Source organism: Mucilaginibacter sp. P1_D10 (genome assembly GCF_056406215.1).
This window is the reverse complement of sequence record NZ_JBFUAP010000007.1, coordinates 342,705-365,030: the sequence shown is the minus strand read 5'-3', so window position 1 is coordinate 365,030 and position 22,326 is coordinate 342,705. Positions and strand designations below refer to the sequence as shown.

18 protein-coding genes and 3 tRNA genes are annotated in these 22,326 nt (G+C 45.4%); 8 read left to right on the top strand and 13 right to left on the bottom strand.

What is annotated here, in order from left to right; genetic code table 11:
- Window positions 1-104 precede the first annotated feature (104 nt).
- Window positions 105-178, top strand: a tRNA-Asp gene (locus tag AC1DYT_RS14050).
- Window positions 179-528: 350 nt separating this feature from the next.
- Here the strand turns inward: AC1DYT_RS14050 and AC1DYT_RS14045 are convergent.
- The 4 genes from AC1DYT_RS14045 to AC1DYT_RS14030 form a co-directional block, all read right to left on the bottom strand.
- Entirely contained in the window at window positions 529-2,130 is a 1,602-nt protein-coding gene (locus AC1DYT_RS14045) for a fumarylacetoacetate hydrolase family protein (protein WP_477470210.1), read from the bottom strand.
- A 91-nt stretch (window positions 2,131-2,221) separates the two neighbouring features.
- On the bottom strand, window positions 2,222-2,629 hold the full coding sequence (locus AC1DYT_RS14040) for a DoxX family protein (RefSeq protein ID WP_477470209.1): 408 nt from the start codon (window positions 2,627-2,629) through the stop codon (window positions 2,222-2,224).
- Window positions 2,630-2,702: 73 nt separating this feature from the next.
- Entirely contained in the window at window positions 2,703-3,239 is a 537-nt protein-coding gene (locus tag AC1DYT_RS14035; protein WP_477470208.1) for a YbhB/YbcL family Raf kinase inhibitor-like protein, read from the bottom strand.
- 85 nt (window positions 3,240-3,324) lie between these two features.
- Window positions 3,325-4,269, bottom strand: a complete 945-nt coding sequence (locus AC1DYT_RS14030) for a helix-turn-helix domain-containing protein (protein WP_477470207.1) — start codon at window positions 4,267-4,269, stop codon at window positions 3,325-3,327.
- A gap of 344 nt (window positions 4,270-4,613) precedes the next feature.
- Between AC1DYT_RS14030 and AC1DYT_RS14025 the strand changes: the two genes are divergently transcribed.
- On the top strand, window positions 4,614-5,750 hold the full coding sequence (locus tag AC1DYT_RS14025; protein ID WP_477470206.1) for a DUF3592 domain-containing protein: 1,137 nt from the start codon (window positions 4,614-4,616) through the stop codon (window positions 5,748-5,750).
- A gap of 45 nt (window positions 5,751-5,795) precedes the next feature.
- Here the strand turns inward: AC1DYT_RS14025 and AC1DYT_RS14020 are convergent, their stop codons facing one another.
- The 3 genes from AC1DYT_RS14020 to AC1DYT_RS14010 form a co-directional block, all read right to left on the bottom strand.
- A complete protein-coding gene (locus tag AC1DYT_RS14020) occupies window positions 5,796-6,749 on the bottom strand; it encodes a class I SAM-dependent methyltransferase (RefSeq protein ID WP_477470205.1) in 954 nt (317 codons plus the stop codon).
- A 157-nt stretch (window positions 6,750-6,906) separates the two neighbouring features.
- On the bottom strand, window positions 6,907-9,177 hold the full coding sequence (gene katG / locus AC1DYT_RS14015) for a catalase/peroxidase HPI (protein WP_477470204.1): 2,271 nt from the start codon (window positions 9,175-9,177) through the stop codon (window positions 6,907-6,909).
- A 290-nt stretch (window positions 9,178-9,467) separates the two neighbouring features.
- Window positions 9,468-9,869, bottom strand: coding sequence for a VOC family protein (locus AC1DYT_RS14010; protein ID WP_477470203.1), 402 nt, complete (start codon window positions 9,867-9,869; stop codon window positions 9,468-9,470).
- A gap of 279 nt (window positions 9,870-10,148) precedes the next feature.
- Between AC1DYT_RS14010 and AC1DYT_RS14005 the strand changes: the two genes are divergently transcribed.
- Window positions 10,149-11,372, top strand: a complete 1,224-nt coding sequence (locus AC1DYT_RS14005) for an MFS transporter (protein ID WP_477470202.1) — start codon at window positions 10,149-10,151, stop codon at window positions 11,370-11,372.
- Between the two features lie 106 nt (window positions 11,373-11,478).
- On the opposite strand, the gene AC1DYT_RS14000 is transcribed toward AC1DYT_RS14005, so the two are convergent.
- Both AC1DYT_RS14000 and AC1DYT_RS13995 read right to left on the bottom strand, forming a co-directional pair.
- Window positions 11,479-11,555, bottom strand: a tRNA-Met gene (locus AC1DYT_RS14000).
- Window positions 11,556-11,692: 137 nt separating this feature from the next.
- Window positions 11,693-11,765: transfer RNA gene (locus tag AC1DYT_RS13995), tRNA-Met, on the bottom strand.
- A gap of 145 nt (window positions 11,766-11,910) precedes the next feature.
- Here AC1DYT_RS13995 and era point away from each other — a divergent pair.
- Together era and der are read left to right on the top strand one after the other, a co-directional pair.
- On the top strand, window positions 11,911-12,786 hold the full coding sequence (gene era, locus AC1DYT_RS13990) for a GTPase Era (RefSeq protein WP_477458000.1): 876 nt from the start codon (window positions 11,911-11,913) through the stop codon (window positions 12,784-12,786).
- 142 nt (window positions 12,787-12,928) lie between these two features.
- Complete coding sequence (gene der / locus AC1DYT_RS13985) at window positions 12,929-14,230, top strand: ribosome biogenesis GTPase Der (protein WP_477470201.1); 1,302 nt, start codon at window positions 12,929-12,931, stop codon at window positions 14,228-14,230.
- Window positions 14,231-14,397: 167 nt separating this feature from the next.
- On the opposite strand, the gene AC1DYT_RS13980 is transcribed toward der, so the two are convergent.
- The 4 genes from AC1DYT_RS13980 to AC1DYT_RS13965 all read right to left on the bottom strand — a co-directional run bounded on the left by AC1DYT_RS13980 (window position 14,398) and on the right by AC1DYT_RS13965 (window position 19,730).
- A complete protein-coding gene (locus AC1DYT_RS13980; RefSeq protein ID WP_477470200.1) occupies window positions 14,398-15,333 on the bottom strand; it encodes a LysR substrate-binding domain-containing protein in 936 nt (311 codons plus the stop codon).
- 224 nt (window positions 15,334-15,557) lie between these two features.
- Complete coding sequence (gene glmS / locus AC1DYT_RS13975; protein ID WP_477470199.1) at window positions 15,558-17,393, bottom strand: glutamine--fructose-6-phosphate transaminase (isomerizing); 1,836 nt, start codon at window positions 17,391-17,393, stop codon at window positions 15,558-15,560.
- A 105-nt stretch (window positions 17,394-17,498) separates the two neighbouring features.
- Window positions 17,499-18,839 (bottom strand): DUF4270 domain-containing protein, encoded by a 1,341-nt coding sequence (locus AC1DYT_RS13970; RefSeq protein WP_477470198.1) that lies wholly within the window; start codon window positions 18,837-18,839, stop codon window positions 17,499-17,501.
- 66 nt (window positions 18,840-18,905) lie between these two features.
- Window positions 18,906-19,730, bottom strand: coding sequence for a glycogen/starch synthase (locus tag AC1DYT_RS13965; protein ID WP_477457995.1), 825 nt, complete (start codon window positions 19,728-19,730; stop codon window positions 18,906-18,908).
- A gap of 154 nt (window positions 19,731-19,884) precedes the next feature.
- Between AC1DYT_RS13965 and panC the strand changes: the two genes are divergently transcribed.
- The 3 genes from panC to AC1DYT_RS13950 all read left to right on the top strand — a co-directional run bounded on the left by panC (window position 19,885) and on the right by AC1DYT_RS13950 (window position 22,305).
- The gene (gene panC, locus AC1DYT_RS13960; RefSeq protein ID WP_477470197.1) at window positions 19,885-20,715 is read left to right on the top strand and encodes a pantoate--beta-alanine ligase; all 831 of its coding nucleotides are present in this window, start codon (window positions 19,885-19,887) and stop codon (window positions 20,713-20,715) included.
- A 243-nt stretch (window positions 20,716-20,958) separates the two neighbouring features.
- Window positions 20,959-21,309, top strand: a complete 351-nt coding sequence (gene panD, locus AC1DYT_RS13955) for an aspartate 1-decarboxylase (protein WP_477457993.1) — start codon at window positions 20,959-20,961, stop codon at window positions 21,307-21,309.
- A gap of 30 nt (window positions 21,310-21,339) precedes the next feature.
- Window positions 21,340-22,305 carry a TonB family protein gene (locus AC1DYT_RS13950; RefSeq protein WP_477470196.1) on the top strand — a complete coding sequence of 322 codons (966 nt, stop codon included), beginning with the start codon at window positions 21,340-21,342 and terminating at the stop codon, window positions 22,303-22,305.
- The last annotated feature ends 21 nt before the right edge of the window (window positions 22,306-22,326 follow it).

Here is a 22,326-nt window from a genome sequence, read left to right as displayed (position 1 = left end):
TGCAGCCAAAATGCTGTTAATTAAGCCATAAAAGTTTTTATCACATAAATTTTAAAAAACAGTTTGCGTAAGCCAAAAAGACGCGTATATTTGCAGTCCCAAACGGAGTGGTAGTTCAGCTGGTTAGAATGCCTGCCTGTCACGCAGGAGGTCGCGGGTTCGAGTCCCGTCCATTCCGCAGGAAAATTAAAGGTGTTTAGAGAAATCTAAACACCTTTTTTGATTACCGGATATGCCTTATTACGTTTATATAATCCAAAGCCTGGTTGACGGAAAGTTTACGCATAGATTTTAGCAAGTCTGAATAGGAAGAATGTGGTGGTCTCGTAGCCCTGAAAGCCTTGACCTTTGCATTAAAGGATTGTGCCTGGGGCTTAGTGGTAATCACGGTTGGCTTTATCCGCTGCCCCACCCTGCTATCTAATTTTTTTACATCTTCATTTGTCAGCGAAATTGACAATCCCCGAACAGGATTGAAAACAATAGCCTATATGCAGTTAAATCATAAAGGTAAAATCAGGTCATAAGCTATTTTCCGGGTATGTGCGTTGCGTATTTAACCCCGGCAAGCAGAATTTTTTTTGTTATTTCAAGTTCCATTTCATTTCTTGGAGCATATATCATCATGTAGGTTTTTGCGGCGCGTCCCTCCCCGGCAAGCCCATGCAGTTCACCCCATCCTTTTTCAATTACTTCTTTGGTGTCACTCGGACTAAGAATGATATGCATAGATCCGTCAGAAGGATGAATATGCCCCACCTCGGCGTGCGAAACAGCCACTATAGTCGGATTGCCAGCAGCACTATCTCTCAGGAATATTCCTGCATTATTTCTTTCCAGATAGCTGGTCTTATAGACAAGGTCAGAGGCTTTATCGGCCACCTGCGCATCAAATATTTTTTTCTGCAAGTTCCTTATCAGCGTATCATTATGTTGGTCCATTTGCCGGTGCGGCACAGCAAATGGTGCTATGGTGGGTTTGGCCCCATTTCTTTTGGGTAAATTAAAAAGCGTCTTTATGTCGCCTGGTTTGCCAATTTCTCCGGCAATACGGCGAATATCTAGTGGGTCCTTCATTTGCAGGCCTATTCTTTTAACGGTACGATATCCCTCCAATGTATGGGGAAGGCCGCCGATACCCAAAGCCACCCATCTCAGGTAATCCTGGTAGGCTTCTTTTCCCAATATAAGCTCCATGCCACTTACAACAGTTTGCTTTTGTGTTCCTATGTTCTCTATTCCCAATGAGATCACATCGCCTGGCTTTAGATATACCGGTGGTTTGCGCCCAAGCCCTACACCGGATGGAGTTCCGGTAGCAATAACGTCTCCTGGCAGCAATGTCATATATTTGCTTACTTCACTAATAAGTCTTTTGATAGTAAATATCATATTCCTGGTATTAGCATTTTGCATTGTGTCCCCATTTAGGGTCAACCATATTCTTAAATGCTGAGGATCGCCGATATCTTCCGGGGTTACCAGATAAGGCCCAAGGGGAGCAAAATGGTCGGCACTTTTCCCTTTATCCCATTGTCCTCCAGATGTTTCTAACTGCCATGCTCTTTCACTGTAATCGTTAATCACTGTATAGCCCGCTACATAGTCAAGTGCATTGTCCTCCGCTACATGACTCGCTTTTTTGCCTATTACAATGGCCAGCTCTGCCTCATAATCCATTTTCAGGGCATCTGCGGGAATAATAGCATTGTCATATGGGCCACAAAGCACAGAGGTCGCCTTTAGAAATATGACGGGTTCGGTTGGAGTTGCTGCACCGCCTTCTTTGATATGCTCTTCATAATTCAACCCAATAGCTACGATTTTTGATGGTCTTGCCACACAGGAAGCCATTCGTGTTTGTGATGGAACTTGCGGGCAAATGGACCTATTTTTAACCACCCATTCTTCCAATCGTTTGATCCCGTTTCCCGAAAAAAACTTTTCATTGTAGTCTTCCCCGAAAGCGGATACATCCAGCATTTTGCCATCTGCGGTAAGCACACCAGGTTTTTCGTCGCCCTCATTTCCGAACCGGAATAACTTGATACTGGTTTTATTTTGTGCCTGGCACAAAATAACAGTGAACAATAAACAAGTGATAGTAAACAGTAACCGTTTTAAGCTCATGGTTTTTTAAAGTTAATAGTGGACGTACAATTGAGTTTATTGCGTCTGTTTTTTATATCGGGATATTGATCAGCAGGTGATTTTAAACATGTTATAATCTGCTATCAACACTATATTTTCCGGCTCCTGCAAACATTATAGTGAGGTAGCAGCCGAGGTAAACATAAACAAGTTCTGCATGGTCCTGCCCGAAGGAAAAATGGTGCATCGTGATAAAAACAACCAATAGATCAATCACAATAAAAAGTGCCGCAAGTCTTGTTGCGATTCCAAGCATAACCAATAGCGAACAAATACTGTCAGACATTAATGCAAAAATTAAACTTACAGTTACGCCTACATGCAATGGATCAGGGAAATGCTGCTGCATTTGAGAAAAGTTTGTAAACTTCTCAATGCCATGTTTGCCAAAAAGGCTTATTCCAGCCCATAACCGTAATATTAGCAACGCCAGGTCGACATTAGCCGGAATAAAACTGAGGTTCAAGATCTTTTTCATATATTATTGATTTAATGGTTGAATAAAATTATTTAGTAGAATTGTGTGTCTTTATCACTACCCCAGATAGCATTTACTGCTGTCCATACATCACAAGTGATGCTTTGCCAATGAGGTTATTATTTATAGTCATCCCCACTATGGCAGGGGTAGCATTTTTGCCTAGTGTTAACTTTGATTTTAATGCATATACAGTTATGATGTACATATGCGGAGGGCCCGGAGGAGGGCAAGGGCCACCGTACCCCGGCATACCTGCATCATTATTGCCGGGCATTGCTTCTTTAGGCATCAGGCCTTTTGAGACATCCCCCGCGCCGGAAGCAAGCCCTGTAGTGGCAGCCGAAATGTTGTATACAACCCAATGCCAAAAGCCGCTTCCTGTTGCCGCATCTTTATCATACATAGTTACCGCGAAACTTTGCGTACCAGCGGGGGCATTCTCCCAATGCAACTCCGGTGAAATATTTTCACCGGTGCAACCGAAACCATTCAGAAACTGTTTTTGGGTAGCCTGACCTCCAATGTCATTACTTTTTAAAGTGAAAGTTTGGGCATCCGCAATTGCCGTAAATCCAATTGCCAATAAAATAAGAAGGAATCGTTTCATGTTACTTTGATGTTTTAATCTACCACCAAAGCTAAAATGCCTTTATACTTCCCGTTAGTACAATTTATAGTAAAGCGGATACAATTTACAGATGGGCCTTATCGGGAGTGAATTTTTCACGAAAATCAGATGGCGACAAACCCGTATTCTTTTTAAAAAAGCGACTGAAGTAAGAAGGATTTTCAAAGCCAAGTCTATATGAAATCCCGGCCACCTGTATTTCGGTATGCAGCAAATATGATTTAGCTTCCAGTATTAATTTTTCCTGAATATGAGCTGATGCGGTTTTGCCCGAGAGTACTTTGATTAATGAGTTGAGATAATTAGGATTAACCGTTAATTGTTTGGCGATGAGCGATACGCTAACAGGGCTTACTTTAGTTTGCAAAGGCAGCTGATGAACCGTATCATCCAGGATTAGCCTGAATCTATTAAATAGCGATTTATGGATCCTTGTTTCCTCCGTAAAGGTCTTAACGTGGTTATTGTATATACGTTTGATATGATGCAGATACACCTGCAATATCTTTTTCAACATTTCTAACTTATCGGGTGCTGTTGAATACATTTCTTTGATCATTTCTTCGGCGCACTTTATTATGCCGGACGTGTCTTCTGACGATAGATATAAAACAGGTTCCGAGTTAAAGTTGAAAAATGGGTAATCAGCATCAAAATGCTTACCCGTCATGTCCAACCCTAGAAATGCAGGAGTAAAATAGGTAACATAGCCCGTAAGCGGACCCTTTCTTGTCCAGGATTCCAATTTCCCGGGATAAGTAAAACACATACAGTTATCCGAAACTGTATAAATTTTTTCGCCTCCGATAAAGCTTAGATTTGTATTGGTAAAGTGAATAACCCTGAAAAAATTCGACCGGCACAAAGGCATTTCTAATAACCTCTCGTCCGGTTGATCCTCCAGTTTCATACACATTATTTCCGGGTGAAGCGGAGCACCCATTCCATAAAATTTAAAGAAATCTGAAATGGTTTCCAGAAATGGAATATGTGCTGTTTTCTGGTACATATAACAAATGTATTATTTTGCTATCAATTCCGATTTACATGGATATTCTTTGCGGCTTGACCAGGCTGTCCCATGCGCTTTGGAGCCTCAAGTTGTGTATTTTATGAATTAAAAGTAGTTGTGAAATGTATTAGCCTATTTTGTTCAGAATGTCAAAATTGCTTTGTTAAAAACATCATGTGTAGAAGCTCCTGCGCTTCGATTTTATATGCAACAGTTTCCTCTTTTTTTGATTTTTGGATAGCCTGATCCCCGTTATGCCATAAACCCCAACAATCCAGACATTTTAAAACACAGCACTTTCATCATTATCATTATCTTCGCTACAACCTAAAATACAATTAATGGACAACCAGCGCTTTATCACCCAAACCAAAGAAATGTTGCCGGATGACCTCTCGGACGAAACCCTCACCTATTATTTAACCGAAGCTGGTGCCGAACCGGATAGCATCCCGGGAATTATCGAAACAGCCAAAACCGAGTATGCCGTGGAATTATGCAAAATTTACACGCGTAAAAATAAATTTAGCTACTACCTGTGGCTGTCCTTTTCTGTAGTGGGCTTTATTTCCTTTTTATTCGTCCTGCCATGGCTTAATTTTACCGTCGACCGGGTTTTCATCTGTTCGATTGTGGGCGCGGTTTTTTGCTGTGCCAGCGGGTTCCTTGCCTGGGCCTACCGTAAAACATGGGAGCCCGAATTTGTGCAGAAACATGGCCGGCCAAAAATTCAATTGGCATTGTTGTTTGCGGTTTGCGTTATTCCCAGTACCATAGTCTATTTTATTTTTTCGTCCAGGTTCGATGGCGTGCACGATGATATTTTGAAAGACACCCAGGTGGAGGTAACCGGCCATCTGGTTGATGGGAGCTCGGTTAGGGTGCAGCGCCTGCTAAGGGGCGGAGGCGCAGATTTTACCCATGTGGTGGTTGAATTTGCCACCAATGAAGGGGATATGCAAGACGTAACTAAAGAAGTATCGGAATATGAGTTTAAAAGATTGTATAAGGGCCAAACGGTGCCGGTGCTTTACTCAAAAATAAACCCGCGCAACATTGCCATTTTAATTGATGACGACAGCTATCGCAAATTCAAGAATTCGAGCGAAAGGGATTTTACCCCTGACGATTTGCTGCGCTTGCTATCGATAAAACCAACAGCCATGGTTGCCGAGCTGAACAAAATTGCCTACGGTTGGGTTTACGTAACACAGCGAAAGATGTGGGTGAACAACAGGAAGCAAAGCGCTGTGAATACAGACGGCCGCGAGCTCAGGTTTATTGGTGACGCGACGTATAACTTAACTTATCCTGATAAGCTGATTGCAAGCGGTTTTACCAAAACCAGTACCGACGGCCAGTACGATTTGATGCATACCGGCCTTAAAATCTTCGAAAACAAGCAATACACGATTAATATTTCAGCCATCGGGAATCAGGACGAGGAGCTTTCTGTTATATCAGTGGTTAAAAAATAGAAACGGTTATCCGAATAGCTGCCAGCCAGTTTGACTCGAAAAGTATTACTTCACCTTCCTCAAATACAAACTACCGCCTGCGCCCGATACCTCGCCACGGCTGTTATTGAATTTCTTGTCCCATGAGGACAAGGGCAGGAAATCAAAGTCACTTTTGTTGGTAACCCCGTCGTTAAGCAGGTAATTTAGCCAAAAGGTCATTTTAAAATTTTCATTGAACATTAAGAACGCCCTTAACAGGTAAGCCTCGTTCCAGAATACTTTATTATTTATCAAGTCCTGCGGATACTCGAATGGATACCTGATATCATGAAAATGAATGTAAACGCCTGGATTTAGTAATGGCAGAATTTTGAATATGATAGTATTCAAATCACTCCCCACCTTCGATACATGGGAACTGTCCACGAATAGAAGGTCGTTCTCCTGTAATGTGGCAAAGATAGAGAGGTCGATATCCTGAATGGGTTTTTCGATGAGCTTTACACGGCCCTTATCCTTTTCGGTTAGTTTGTTGTTCAAGTTCGAAAAATCAATATCGATGAATGTGAAGTCGACAATGGCACCATCTAAGTAAAGGTCATTCGTATCTAACATTACTGCAGATGAATAGCCGCACCCGATTTCGATGATCCTCGCCGGCTTAATTTTCCTCAGCATGTAGTTTAAGACGGGCGCATCATCGTACGAAAAAGAATTATTATCAAAAATAAACCTTATTTGATTATCCAGGAACGAGGGCGCTTCTGCGCTCATCTTCTGAAACTCCAGCAGCGTGTCAACCTGTCCCTGCCTGTTGAGGTCGATTCCGTCGAGGGGGTCGTTTAGGTTGAAAATTTTATCGGCCCGCGTGTTTACGTCGGCAAGAGAAGGTATGACGCTGTAGTAATGCCCGCCAGGGAAGCTTTCATTTTCTATGGTTACCGGCAACCGCCTGCTATCCAGTATAAACTGCGGAACAAATGGGCGTAAAAGTTTCTTGATTGTTTTGTTCATCATTTTCACGGGAAATTTACAAGGAAATTCCCGCAGTTCAAATCACAAACGCTGCAGTTTGCCAAAAGCCTGGCAAATGAAGCGTATAAGTAACTTTATACAAACAAAACGCCCCCTTGAACAATAGTCCACGGGGGCGTTGTATAGAGGCCTATAAAACTTACTTCAAATCAAATCTATCCAGGTTCATTACTTTGGCCCAGGCTGCTACGAAATCGGTAACGAATTTTTCCTGCGCATCGGCACTGCCGTACACTTCGGCAACGGCCCGCAGCTCGGAGTTTGAGCCAAGCACCAGGTCGACACGGGTGGCGGTCCATTTGGGTTCTCCGGTAGCGCGGTCGGTACCCTGGTAAAGTTCCTTATCGGCAGATATGGCTTTCCAAGCGGTGCCCATATCCAGCAGGTTCAGGAAGAAATCGTTGCTGAGCACGCCGGGTCTTGAGGTAAACACCCCGTGCGTAGAGCCATCGTAGTTGGTGCCCAGCATGCGCAAGCCGCCAAGCAGTACAGTGAGTTCTGGCGCGGTAAGGTTAAGCAGCTGCGCCTTATCTATCAACAAGGCTTCGGTAGCCACAAACGCTTTTGTTTTACGGTAATTGCGGAAACCATCAGCTGCGGGCTCCAGGTACCCGAACGATTCAACGTCGGTTTGTGCTTGTGAGGCATCCGTGCGGCCAGCAGCAAACGGAACGCTAACAGCATGCCCACCATCTGCCGCAGCTTTTTCTACCGCCGCAGAACCTGCCAGTACAATGAGATCGGCAAGGGAAACCTTTTTGCCATCGGTTTGTGCGCCGTTAAATTCTTTTTGGATGCCTTCCAGCACGCTCAATACCTTTTGCAACTGAGCTGGATTGTTCACTTGCCAGTATTTTTGCGGAGCCAGGCGGACGCGTGCGCCATTTGCGCCGCCGCGTTTATCAGAACCGCGGAAGGTTGATGCCGAAGCCCAGGCGGTAGATACCAGTTCTGATACGCTTAAGCCGGATAACAGCACTTTTGCTTTTAAATCCGTGATATCGCTTTCGGTAACCAAAGCATGGTTTAGAGCCGGGATAGGGTCTTGCCAGAGCAACTCTTCCTGCGGCACATCGGGGCCAAGGTAACGGGCTATAGGGCCCATATCGCGGTGGGTTAGTTTATACCAGGCGCGTGCAAATGCATCGGCAAAGGCATCCGGGTTTTCCAGGAAACGTCGCGATATTTTCTCGTACGCCGGATCTAACCGCAGGGCAAGATCCGTAGTAAGCATTGCCGGGCGGTGCTTCTTCTCTGCATCGTAGGCATCGGGGATTATAGAGTCGGCATCTTTTGCTACCCATTGGTTGGCGCCTGCGGGGCTTTTTGTAAGCTCCCATTCAAAGCCAAACAGATTCTCGAAGAAGTTATTGCTCCATTGTGTAGGTGTTTTGGTCCAGATAACTTCCAACCCGCTGGTAATGGTATCGGCACCCTTGCCCGATGCATAGCTGTTGCCCCAGCCAAAGCCCTGCTGCTCTATACCGGCAGCTTCGGGTTCCTTGCCCACATGGTCGGAAGAGGCAGCGCCATGGGTTTTACCGAAGCTGTGCCCGCCGGCTATTAATGCAACGGTTTCTTCGTCGTTCATGGCCATGCGGCCGAAAGTTTCACGTATATCCCTAGCGGCGGCAACGGGGTCGGGGTTGCCGTCGGGCCCTTCAGGATTTACATATATCAGGCCCATATGTGCGGCCCCAAGTGGTTTTTCTAAATTACGGGTATGTATGTCGCTATTCGCATCTTCATCTGATACCAATACGCCATGCCCCTCAACGCCAGCCGCACCATCCGCATATCGTTTATCGTTGCCCAGCCAGGTAGTTTCTGAGCCCCAGTAAACAGATTCATCTGCTTCCCACACATCTTCGCGGCCGCCTGCAAAGCCAAAAGTTTTAAAGCCCATCGATTCGAGGGCAATGTTGCCGGTGAGTATCATCAAATCGGCCCAGGATATTTTGCGGCCATATTTTTGTTTTATGGGCCACAACAACCTGCGGGCCTTATCAAGGCTAACGTTATCGGGCCAGCTGTTCAATGGCGCAAAACGTTGCATGCCTGCACCTGCGCCGCCGCGGCCATCGCCTACGCGGTAAGTGCCCGCGCTGTGCCAGGCCATGCGTATAAATAAGCCGCCGTAATGGCCAAAATCTGCCGGCCACCAGTCCTGCGAGTCGGTCATCAACGCATGAAGGTCTTGTTTCACGGCTTCCAGATCCAGGCTATTAAATGCTTCCGCATAGTCAAAATCGCCCATTGGGTTAGATAAAGAGGAATTCTGGCGCAGGATGCTTAGTTTAAGCTGGTTGGGCCACCAGTCCTGATTGCGGGTGCCGCCGCCAGCAGACTTAGGCTTCATACTGCCATTGTGGAACGGGCATTTGCTGATGTCGTTTGAATCTTTTTCCATAATTGGTTGGTTTTTATAGTAAATGCTTGCCCGCAAGGTTTTATTGGCAGGCGACATAAAATTAAGGAATCTGAACGCAGGATGCCAATCATTTAATTCTATATGCGATAGCAAAAAGCTATGGAATTACAAGGCTCATTTTATGCGTGCGGGAGATTGATTAGCGAGGGAATCCAGATCGTTTTGACAATAAGCTAAATGACACGCCCCGATAGGAGCTCTCCTTAGTAAAAAGCCAAGTCACTCAGCGTGTTTTTATATTCACATTAGCCAGGGCTTCCCTAAGTCAACTAAAACAGCCCATCCATATAAAAAACGTTGAATTTATGCCCGTCCGGGTCGGTAAAGATAAAGCCGTAATAGCCCGGGCCAAATTCTTCGGGCTGCGATACCAGTGTGCCGCCGGCTTGCTCAACTTCTTGCGCCCAGGTATCAGCTTCCGCTTTGCTTTGCGCTCCAATGGTAAAAATGATTTCGTTCCCTTGCGTCAAATCGGCCAGGTTGCCTTTAATGTTCCGTTGTAAACTATCCTTTATAAAAAAGTGGATTATAAAACTGTCGTCGCCAAATAAAAAGCTGGTAAGATCGTTATTGGGTTTCCCGTTTTGCTTAAAGCCCAGGCGGGTATAAAAGTTGGTGGTGCGCTGCAAATCGGCCACGGCAAAATTGGCCCATATTTTTTTGGTGTGCATGGTTTGTTTTTAGTCTAAAGTATGATTTCGTATTGATTTACCCGCAATTATTATGCCGCAGCGGAAGCAATCCTGGGGGTTAAAGAGCTTGCAAAAATATCAAAATCAAAAAGGCCTCAAATTTTTCAAAATTGGGCTTTCTCTTTTTTAGGTCGTGGGAGCAGAATAGCTTTTTGGATGATTGGGGCAATTACACAAGAGAATATCGACAAAATATCATCTTTGTGTTTATCAGCTTTATCGTATATTCCGCTCAAACTCAAAGGCTTATTTGGCTTCATGAAAAATATCTACTACGGCTGGTTTATGCTGGCGGCTTTAACCCTAATGTATGCCACCACAAACGGCGTAGGCGCTTATGCATTAACTGTGATGCGGCCCTTGCAGATCAAGTCCTTCGGACTGGATGCGCAAAGCGCAGCCTTCCTTCCTACCCTGTTGTTTTTAACCGTTGCTGTAGCATCGCCTTTTATTGGCCGCATTCTGGACCGCTATAACCCGCGCAATATTATTGCAATTGGCGCCTTCGGGGCCATCGCTTTAATATTCTCGCTGGCATATGTTACCAGTTATACCGCTTTGTGCGTTTTTTATGTTCTGTACGGAGTTTGCATGGCGCTCGCCGGCATTATGTCTTTTATGTACCTGATCAATAAATGGTTCGACCATTATAAAGGACTGGCAACCGGCATTATGATACTTGGCTCCAGCCTTGGGGGTATGATATTTCCGCGCATTGCAGTAATGGCAGGGGCCGACTGGCAAAGGTCTTGTATGTATTTGGGCATCGCGTCAGCGATCTTTCTTCTGCCGGCGTTATTATTGATCAAGTCTGAACCAGCTGTAATAGGAAGCGTTCCCGATGGAACATACTTTCCGCAAAAGCACAATGAAAAACCCGCCGGACCGGACCGTTCCCTTAGTGATGCTTTACGCTCACCTACATTTTATATGATGCTTTTAGTTACCGCCATATTGTGGTTTTGTATAAAGGGCTACCATCAAAATCACGGGTTTGTGATGAAGGATCTAGGGCAAACTCCCGCTTTTTCGGCCAAACTGTTGGGCTATTTTTCCTTGACGGCAATAGTTGGCAAGTTATTCTTTGGCTACCTAAGCGACAAGATGACTAAGGAGTATATTATAGTAGTCGCCATTGTGATTATGGCCGCCGACTTTTTTATAATGCAAACTTTAAGCACCAGCCCCCTCGTGTTAATTGCTTTTGCCCTGATTGCCGGGTTTGGTTTTGGCGGGGCATTCACCCTTATACAGGTATGGGTTGCAAGTATTTACCGCGGCAAAAGCTACGGCTCGGTTTTAGGCATTGTAATAATGGTTGACGAATTGGCCGGAAGCGCAGGCATGTTAGTGCTGGGAACCTTCAGGAAAGTGAGTGGAAGCTATAAAAGCGGTTTTGATTTGATGCTGATTTTATGTGCGATTGCCATTGTAAGCGCCATTATGGTGCGTCGCTTCAAAACTCCATTTGAAACAAATTAATAACGATTAAAAATACCACGGCATACTCGTGCCAGATTCAATAGTTTTGGTTGTGTTTATAAAGCAAAAAAGCCTCAAATCTTTCGATTCAAGGCTTTCTAATTTTTGGGTAGCGGGAACAGGACTCGAACCTATGACCTTCGGGTTATGAGCCCGACGAGCTACCAACTGCTCCATCCCGCACTATTTTTAAAATTCATTACGGCCATAACTTCCTCAAAGTTTGTTCCTTTTTGCAAGGAAACCCGGGGTTTATTTATCCCGCCCTTAGAAATCAAAAGCCTCAAATCGTAAAGACTTGAGGCTTTCTAATTTTCAGGTAGCGGGAGCAGGACTCGAACCTACGACCTTCGGGTTATGAGCCCGACGAGCTACCAACTGCTCCATCCCGCACTGTAATTTGGTATATATTGCATTCCGCCATAACCCGGAAAGTTGCTTCCAATTGTCAAAAAGCAATTTTGCTCTCCGTTTTAATTGGACTGCAAAGATATAATTCGTTTCTTTGCAGTCCAAATAATATTTTAATTATTTTTCTATGGCACATAAGGCAGGTTTTGTAAGTATAATTGGTAAGCCCAACGCGGGTAAGTCAACCCTTATGAACGCCCTGGTGGGCGAAAAAATGTCCATCATTACCCCCAAAGCGCAAACCACGCGCCACCGTATTTTAGGCATAGTGAACACGGATGATTACCAAATCGTATTCTCTGACACCCCGGGCATCATTAAACCACATTACGCCCTGCACGAAAGCATGATGCACCAGGTAGATGGCTCTATTGTGGATGCTGACCTGATTTTACTGGTTACTGATATCCACGAAGAATTCAACGAGCAGGATGTATTGAAAAAGCTGGAAGGCTCTACAGCGCCGCTTATAGTGGTGGTAAACAAGATAGACCAAAGCGACGAAACAGAAGTAAAAGAAAAGGTTGATTACTGGCAGGAAAAGCTTAACCCGAAGGCCGTGTTCGCCATATCTGCCCTGCATGGCCATAACATACAGGCAATAATGGAGCTGATACTGGATGAACTTCCTGAGCATCCAGCATACTACGAAAAAGACGCCCTTACCGATCGAAACGACCGTTTCTTCGCATCGGAAATGATACGGGCGCAGATACTGAAACAATACAAAAAAGAAATCCCATACAGCACGGAAGTTATTGTTACCGCTTTTGTAGAGGGCGAAAAGCTGCACCGCATCAGTGCCGAAATCATCGTGGAGCGCGATTCGCAAAAGAATATTGTTATTGGTAACAAAGGCGAAATGCTGAAAATAGTAGGCACTTACGCCCGCCGCGATATGGAAGAGTTTTTCCAGAAGAAGATTTTCCTGGAAATGTTCGTAAAAGTTATCCCCGACTGGCGCAGCAAAAAAAATTACCTGAAAAAATTCGGGTACGAATAAACACAGATTTGAGATATTAGATGTGAGATTTGAGATAAATCTGCGCCTGATGCTCAAAAAGAATTAATTTAGATGTAGAATTTAGATTGAGCGGATAAGTTCCTGTCTCACATCTCATATCTCACATCTCATATCTAAAAAAATGAGTAATATAGTAGCTATAGTAGGCAGGCCAAACGTTGGCAAATCAACCCTATACAACCGTTTAACCGAGAGCCGTAAAGCTATTGTTGACGATTTTAGCGGCGTAACCCGCGACAGGCATTACGGCGTAAGCGAGTGGACCGACCAAAAGTTCACCGTGATAGATACAGGTGGCTACGTGGCCAATTCCGACGAGCTTTTCGAAGTGGCCATCCGCGAGCAGGTGCTCATTGCCATCGAAGAAGCTTCTGTTATCCTTTTCATGGTAGATGTTACCACCGGCATTACCGATCTTGACGATGAGATAGCCAACCTACTCCGCAAAGGCAAAAAGCCGACATTTGTGGTGGTAAACAAATTGGACAACAACGCCCAATTGGCAGATGCTACTGAGTTTTACAGCCTTGGCCTCGGCGAGATATACACGATCTCTTCCATGACCGGCAGCGGCACGGGCGAATTGTTGGACGAAGTGGTGAAACATTTCGAAGACGTTCCGTTCGATGAGAACGAACGCCCTAAGTATGCTATTGTTGGCCGCCCTAATGTGGGTAAATCATCTATCATCAACGCTTTAATTGGGCAGGACCGTAACATCGTTACTCCTATCGCCGGCACCACCCGCGATTCTATACATATCCACTACAACCAGTACGGTCACGATTTTATGCTGATCGACACTGCCGGGATGCGTAAAAAAACCAAGGTGAAAGAGAATATCGAATTCTACTCGGTAATGCGTACCATCAAAGCTTTGGAAGAAGCCGATGTGGTTATCCTGATGATAGATGCTGTGGAAGGTTTAGAGTCGCAGGATGTGAACCTCTTCCACCTGGCAGAAAAAAACAAAAAAGGCGTGGTCATCGTGGTAAACAAGTGGGATTTGATTGAGAAGAACAACAAAACCATTAAAGTTTTCGAAGACCAAATCAAACAGAAGATCGCACCGTTTACTGATGTACCTATCGTATTCACATCGGTAACCGAAAAACAGCGCGTATTAAAAGTGATCGACGTAGCTAACCAGGTTTACGCCAACCGCGCCCGCAAAATCCCAACTTCGAAATTGAACGAGGTAATGTTGCCGATTATCGAGAATTATCCGCCGCCATCATTAAAAGGCAAGTACGTAAAAATTAAATATATCACCCAGATAGCGGGCCAATCGCCGATGTTTGCATTTTTCTGCAACCTGCCGCAATATGTGAAAGAACCGTATTATCGCTTTATAGAGAACCAACTGCGCGAGCATTTCGAGTTTTCGGGCGCGCCGATACAGGTTTGGTTCAGGCAGAAGTAAGATCCTTTGGTTTAACAAAGTGTTCACACGCCGCCGCGTGAGCACCGTGAACACTTTTTAAACACCTCATTATAAAGCAATTAGAAATTTTACAGCGGTGTCAATATCGTGTCACCACTGTTATTATGGCTATGTGCTATATTAGCTTGTAAAGGCCGGCCCCTGGGCTATATATCTATAATCTCTTTCTTCTTTTTGCTACGCAGGCGTTTGGGCACAAAATCCAATATTTCGTTTTTCAGGGCCTCTATCATGCGGCGCTTTAAAAAATTGCGGTGCATAACTATACTTACCTCGCGCGCCGGTTCGGGGCTTTTAAAGTAGCGCACTTTATCCATCTGCTTTTCGTTCAGGTCGGCAAGGGCAAGCTCCGGCAAAATAGTGGCCCCGTTGTTCATATCAACCATGCGCTTAAGAGTTTCTACGCTACCGGTATTGTATTCAAAATGCTGGTAGCCTTTGGTAGATTTACGCCTTTGACAAATATTCAGCACCTGCTCGCGCATGCAATGCCCCTCGTTAAGTACCCATATCTCTTCCATATCAATATCATCGGGCACAATGTTCTTCTTTTTAGAGAGGTTGCTGTTTTTCGATACATAAGCCACAAAGTTCTCATAAAAAACGGGCACCTCTATCAATGTGCTTTCATGCAGCGGGGTAGAAAGGATGCCGCAATCAAGCGTGCCCAATTTTAATTGCTGTATAATTTGCTCGGTGGTTTGCTCCCATACAATAAGTTTTACCGCCGGGTGCTTTTCTATAAAGCCCTGGATAATTTTGGGCAGGATATAAGGCGCAACGGTGGGTATGATGCCTACTTTAAGTTCGCCCGAGAGCTCCTTTTGCCGGTCGCTGATGATTTCCTTTATCTTCTCACTTTCGGCCAGCAGCACGCGTGCCTGTGCTATAATTTCCGAGCCAATTTCAGTGGGGACAACCGGCTGTTTGCTGCGATCGAAGAGTTTTACGCCGAGCGTATCTTCCAGTTTTTGCACCTGCATACTTAGCGTAGGCTGGGTAACAAAGCATTTTTCGGCCGCACCCACAAAGCTGCGGTAGGTGTCAACGGCTATTATGTATTCTAATTGAGTAATCGTCATTATTAAGCATAGATGTAAACTATGCAAAAATAAGATAAATATTGATTTTGGCTATGGCCGTCAATTTAGATTTGAGATTTGAGATAAAGCTAATGCCCAAAGGCGGGGCTGGATAGGACAGGCAAAACGAAAAAGCCGCTTTAGGATCACCCAAAGCGGCTTTTTTATCTAGAAGCCATGAAACCTTCGGTCTCATATCTCATATCTAATATCTAATCTAAACCCTACTCCACCGTTACCGATTTTGCCAGGTTGCGGGGCTGATCTACGTTGCAGCCGCGCAAAACGGCTATATGGTATGCCAGAAGCTGCAAGGGTATGGTTGCCAGCAGGGGCACGAATGTTTCACCGGTTAGCGGGATCTCAATTACGTATTCGGCCATTTCCTTAACGTCGGTGTCGCCTTCAGATACGATGGCGATTACATGGCCGCCGCGGGCCTTCACCTCCTGAATGTTGCTCACTACCTTTTCGTACGATGAGTTTTTGGTGGCAATGAATATCACCGGCATATCTGCATCAATCAGCGCGATAGGGCCGTGTTTCATTTCCGCCGCCGGGTAACCCTCGGCGTGTATGTATGATATTTCTTTAAGCTTCAGGGCGCCTTCCAGTGCCACCGGGAACGAACTGCCACGACCCAGAAACAGGCAATTGGGCGAATCTTTGAAACGCTCTGCAATTACTTTTACCTGGTCGTTGGTTTTTAACGTGCGGGCAACAAGATCAGGGATTTCATCCAGCTCGGTAAGGTACTCTATAAATTTGCTTTGTGTAATGGTACCCCTTTGCTGCGCAATATAAAAGGCAATCAGCGTAAGCACGGTTACCTGGGCCGTAAAAGCTTTGGTAGATGCCACGCCGATCTCCGGGCCGGCGTGGGTATAAACGCCAGCATGCGTAAGCCGGGGTATAGATGCGCCCACCACGTTGCATATACCGAATATGGTTGCGCCCCGCTCTTTTGCCAATTCAATAGCAGCCATAGTATCGGCCGTTTCGCCGGATTGAGATATGGCTATCACCAAATCTTTGGAAGATATGATTGGGTTGCGGTACCTGAACTCTGAAGCGTATTCAACTTCTACCGGCACGCGTGCATATTCTTCTATCAGGTACTCCCCTACCAGTCCCGCATGCCACGATGTACCGCAGGCTACGATGATGATGCGATCGATATTCTTCAGCTTTTCTACATACTCTTTTATGCCGCCCAGCTGCACTAAGCCCTTACTAGGGTAAATACGACCACGCAAGCAATCGCGGATAGAGCGCGGCTGCTCGTATATCTCTTTCATCATAAAGTGGTCGTAGCCGCCTTTTTCCAGCATCTCGAGCTTTAACGAAAGTTCTTGTATATAGGGGGTTTGGATAGTATTGTCGATATTTTTGATAAGCAGGCCATCGCGCTTAACGTAAGCAATCTCGTTATCGTTAAGATATATTACGTTTTTGGTGTACTCTACTATAGGGGTAGCATCAGATGCAATAAAGTATTCGCCTTTACCAACGCCAATTACCATGGGGCTGCCTTTGCGTGCAGCAATCAGCTCATCGGGGTCATCAGCGCTCATAATTACGATAGCATATGCCCCCACCACGCGGTTCAGGGCCAGGCGAACGGATTCCTGCAAATCGAGCCCTGTAGTTTTTTGGATATCCTCTACCAGGTGTATCAGCACCTCGGTATCGGTATCGCTCTTAAAGGTGTGCCCCTTTGCAGATAGGGCTTCCTTCAGTACCGAATAATTTTCGATGATACCGTTATGGATGATGGTGAGCTTGCGGTCGCCCGAAGAGTGGGGATGCGAGTTGCGGTCGCTTGGTGCGCCGTGGGTTGCCCAGCGGGTATGGCCCATGCCAGCCGTTCCGGCAAGGTTTACGTCTTTCACGAAGTTCTCCAGGTCGCTTACTTTGCCGGCTTTTTTATAAACTTTGAGGCCTTTATCTGCCAGCGCAACCCCGGCGCTATCGTAACCGCGGTACTCTAACCTGTGTAAACCCTTAATAACGATGGGATATGCATCCCGGAAACCAATGTAGCCAACAATACCGCACATATATAATTAAGATTTAGAAGTTTTGGCTGCAAAAATAGTCTTAAAGCAGCAAAACCGATGCTTATTATTAATAAACATCGGTTTTGCCAATTATGTTGCGTTGTACTATTGATTTATCTTGGTGTAGATAATATTCAGCTTAATGCGGTACGGAGAATTTTTGCCCGAAACTATAGAACGCTCTGCATAGGTAGCGTTTGGCGAAATGTTGATAAGAGTAGATGCGCTGGGGTCCACGGGTGCTATGTAAGTGCCGTAATCAACCGTCTTTCCGTTTATCAGATCCTGCACATACGCTGTAACCAGGAAGTGGTATTCGGCTGTTGCTTTATTATAATAGCCGCCAAAGAATGCTGCGCCGTTAACGCCGCGCGGGTCGCTTGTTGCGGCATCCTGCAGGCGTATCCTTTGCTTTGCAATATCAAGTTGGTACATAGTAAGCCTGGGTGTAGCTGCGTAGGGCACCGTAGTGCCGGGGGCTACTTTAACAACCACTTCGGCCCGGTTGATGACCACGTTGTTGCCCAATGACGCAAAGGTGCTCTTTATATTCGGGAAGCTAACCTTGGCCCTTAAGCCGGCAAGGCCCTGCAGGTAAACCAATCCATCTGTAGAAGTGTTGGTTAACGCTGCCTGTACTTTAGTGCTGTATGTATGCTTAATGGAAGCCATGTGGGTGCTGGCCGGAACGGGCAGTGATATCATAGTGGTATCTATAGTAAGACTGGTACTGGCCTGGGTAGTCATGTAAATGTCTATCCGGGTAGAGTCCATGGCAAACATCAGGTTGCCGCCCGGTCCTGTGGTTCCGGCTTTATCCAAAGTGATGTATAAGCCTTTGATGCCATTCTGAAAAGCCAGAGTAGATGCACGGTTGACAGATGGAGCCCCAAAGAAATAGGTCCTCAGGAAAGTCTCGCTGATAGGGATACGTATCTGCGGGCGCACTTTCTTTAATGTATCGGCAGCACCAGTAACTATATCTTTAATTCTTAGCGTATCGTGCGAGCGGGCTGTGAACGTTTTACTTCCCAGCAAAGCGGGCTTATAATCCCACTGCTTATTGTTATAGTAAGTGGTGGGTACGTACTTTTCGTTCAACTGATGGATATCTATCTTGAATTTGGAGGTAAGCGAGTCGCCATAAAAACCGCTTGCCGAATATGGCAATACCAGTACGGCAGAATCGATATTTATCACGCCGTCGGGCAGGGTATAAGCTGCGCCACCCGGTAGGGTGAGCGCTGCCGCAATATTTGATTCAGTTATCCCAAATTCGGGATCTTTAAAATAAGAGAGAGGCGTTCTGCCGAGGCCCGAGGTAACCACGGTATCTTCGGCAACGGTGGTGGCTACAATATTGGTATCGGCAAATATAGTACCGTTAAGCTGGTTAGCACCATCAACCCCTAAACCTATCCCGTCCTGGTGTTTACAGCTGTTCAAAATAAAAAGACTTATTAACAGGGTTAATAAGCCTAATTTGGAAAATTTCATATATAGTTTCAAAGCTTATGCAACATGCACCAATTCATCGTTGGTGATTTCGTCGTAAAAATTGTAATAATTTTCGTAATCTGCAGTGGAAACGTAATCCATTACCGATTTATTGCTGTTTTTAACATTATTTAACACATCCCCGTCTATGTTCTCGCTGGCTAGTACAATGCCATCGCTGTATTGTATAGCACCTGTGTACATGGCGGTGTTAGTGCCTTCTTTGTAAACTTCTGTATGTTCTTCGGTCATATCGCCCATTACCGCTTTGCGCGCAAAATCGGCACTCATTTTCTCGGTAAACTCGTTTTCGTAAATAGAGTAAACTATTTTAGAGTGCTTGAACGTTGGGTCGTCTTTATACGTGGTTTTGAGGTAAGCAGGCACCAGGGCGCTCATCCAGCCATGGCAGTGGATAACATCAGGTGCCCAGCCTAGTTTCTTTACGGTTTCTAATGCACCCTTGCAAAAGAAAATCATGCGCTCGTCGTTATCGGCGTAAAATTTGCCGTCTTTATCGGCGAACACATGCTTGCGCTGAAAGTACTCCTCGTTATCTAAAAAATACACCTGCATGCGTGCCGCAGGGATAGATGCTACTTTGATAATAAGCGGGTTGTCATTATCGTCGATAATGATATTCATGCCTGATAGCCTGATAACTTCATGCAAACGGTTCCTGCGCTCATTGATATTCCCGAAACGCGGCATCAGGATACGAATTTCGTAACCTTTCTCCTGCATAGCTTGTGGCAGCTGGCGTGTTATTTCGGCAATTTTTGTGAGTTCGAGGAAGGGAGACATTTCATGAGTTATGAACAAAAGCTTAGATTTACCCATCACTAATTCAGAATTTAAAATGTAAAGCGGTCAAAAAATTTGAGTCTGCAAATATAAGCATTATAATATCAACTGGCAACCAATAATGCAAGCCTATTTGGTAATTTTTAATCAATTGTACACCTTTGCCAAATTTCCCCAATAAAACCCGGCATTGAAGATATTCACAACCCGAAGCGAAATTCAGCGGTATATTACTGCATCAGGCAATAAAACCATTGGTTTTGTGCCCACTATGGGTGCGCTGCACCAGGGCCACCTATCGCTTATAGCGCAGGCAAAAGCCGGCAATGATGTGGTTGTTTGCAGCATTTTTGTAAACCCCACCCAGTTTACCAATGCTAAGGATCTGGAAGATTACCCACGCCCGATAGCTACCGATATTGAAAAATTAGAGTCCGCCGGCTGCGATATTTTGTTTAACCCGCCGGTAACAGAAATGTATGATGGTAATGAGCATTGGCATTTAAACATAGGGCAACTGGAGTTTTTGCTGGAGGGGGAGTTTCGCCCGGGGCACTACCAGGGGGTAACGCAAGTAGTGTATAAACTGCTGGATATCGTAAAACCAACCAGGCTGTACCTGGGGCAAAAAGATTACCAACAGTTTATGGTAGTAAGCAAAATGGTGGAGCTATTGGGCATCCCTGTACAATTGGTGATGTGCGCCATAGAGCGCGAAGCGGACGGCCTAGCCATGAGCTCGCGCAATATACACCTAAGCCCGACCGACAGGCAGCATGCGCTCATCCTTTCCAAAACACTAAACTGGCTCAAGGCCAACTTCGATATAAAAAACGTTTTCCGGTTGGAGCAGGATGCCATGGCCATGCTGCAGGGCGAACCCGGCGTAGAGCCTGAATACATAGAGATCGCCGATGGCAAAACCCTGCTCCCTGCCGACGAAAACTCTACGAGCATCGTAGCCCTAACCGCAGCCCGCGTTGGCAAAACCCGGCTGATAGATAATGTGGTGATAAGGTAGTTAATAGCCGATGGTTCATAGTTCATGGCGGTCGCTGTAGGATTGTAAACGATAAGGCATGCAATTTTGGCAGGCATGCAACCAGCAGCCGGGAACCATGACCAATTATCGATGAACCTCCTCGCCATGAACCATCTCCCATGAACTATGAACTAAAAAATCTATCTTTGCACGGTCATTTTAAACGCCATTAAGCTTTTATTAAAATTAAGTGGTAGGATTATTGAGAAATGACCATCAATTATGATTATCGAGATTTTAAAATCGAAACTTCACCGCGTTAAGGTAACCCAGGCCGAACTGAACTACGTAGGCAGCATTACCATTGATGAGGACCTTATAGAGGCCGCCAATATTATACCGAACGAAAAGGTGCAGATTGTTAACAATAACAACGGCGCCCGCTTTGAAACCTACGTAATAAAAGGCGAACGCGGCAGCGGCACCGTATGCCTTAACGGCGCAACTGCCAGGCTGGCACAAGTTGGCGACATTATCATTGTAATGAGCTACGCTTACATGGAGGCCGAAGAAGCGCGCAAATACGAACCCATCCTCATTTTCCCCGACGCTAATAACAAATTAATTAAATAAATTAGCGGCTGTTAAAGCCCTTTTTATTTGATGAAATTTTTACTTACCGCAGTAACGCTGTTTTTTGCTACCCTTTGCAACGCACAGCTAATAAGCGTTTTTTACCTTAAAAACAACGGCAAATACGTAGATAAGCTGGATAGCGCCGACTACGTGCGCATGATAAACACGCCCGATTCCGGGTCTGCCCTTTTTAATGTTTTTGAGTATTACAAAAATGGCCAAAACAAAAGCATAGGCAAATCAACCAAAATAAACCCGCCACGCTACGTTGGGCAATATGTTAGCTTTTACCCCAGTGGCAAGCGCGAAAGCAACTACCGGTACCAGGATGGCGCACTTGTGGGCAACGCTTATGATTATTACCCCAACGGCAAAATATACCGCATCATAAAATACCCCGATAGCCTTGTACGCGGCGATAACCATTTCGTAAATAACTATTTGATAACCGCCAACCTCGATTCTGCAGGCAATGCACAGGTAACCGATGGGCAGGGGTATTACAAAGGCTTTAACTCCAAGTTTGCTTACGTAGATGAAGAAGGCCCCGTTAAAGACGGCAAGCGCGATGGTACCTGGAAAGGGCTGGACAAAAACCTTAAACTCACCTTCACCGAAACGTATAAAGATAACCAGCTATTATCGGGCACGGCTACGGATAGCACCGGCACCATCACCACCTACACCGGCAGCCGGATGACTTCACCCAAGTTCAACGGCGGTGATGCAGCGTTCGGCAGATACCTTGGCAGCCATATTATTTATCCGGATGACGCGCGGCGAAATGACATAGAGGGAATTGTGGTGCTGCAATTCGTGATAGAAAAAGACGGCAAAGTAACCAATGTACAAGTGCAAAAATCGGTTAGCAAGAGCCTCGACGAAGAAGCCGAAAGAGTAATCAGGAACTCGCCCAAATGGATACCCGGCACCCGTTTCGGCAAGCCCGTGCGGGTGAGCTACGCCGTGCCTATCAATTTCGCCTTGCGGTAAACAAACAAATTAAACCCAGCA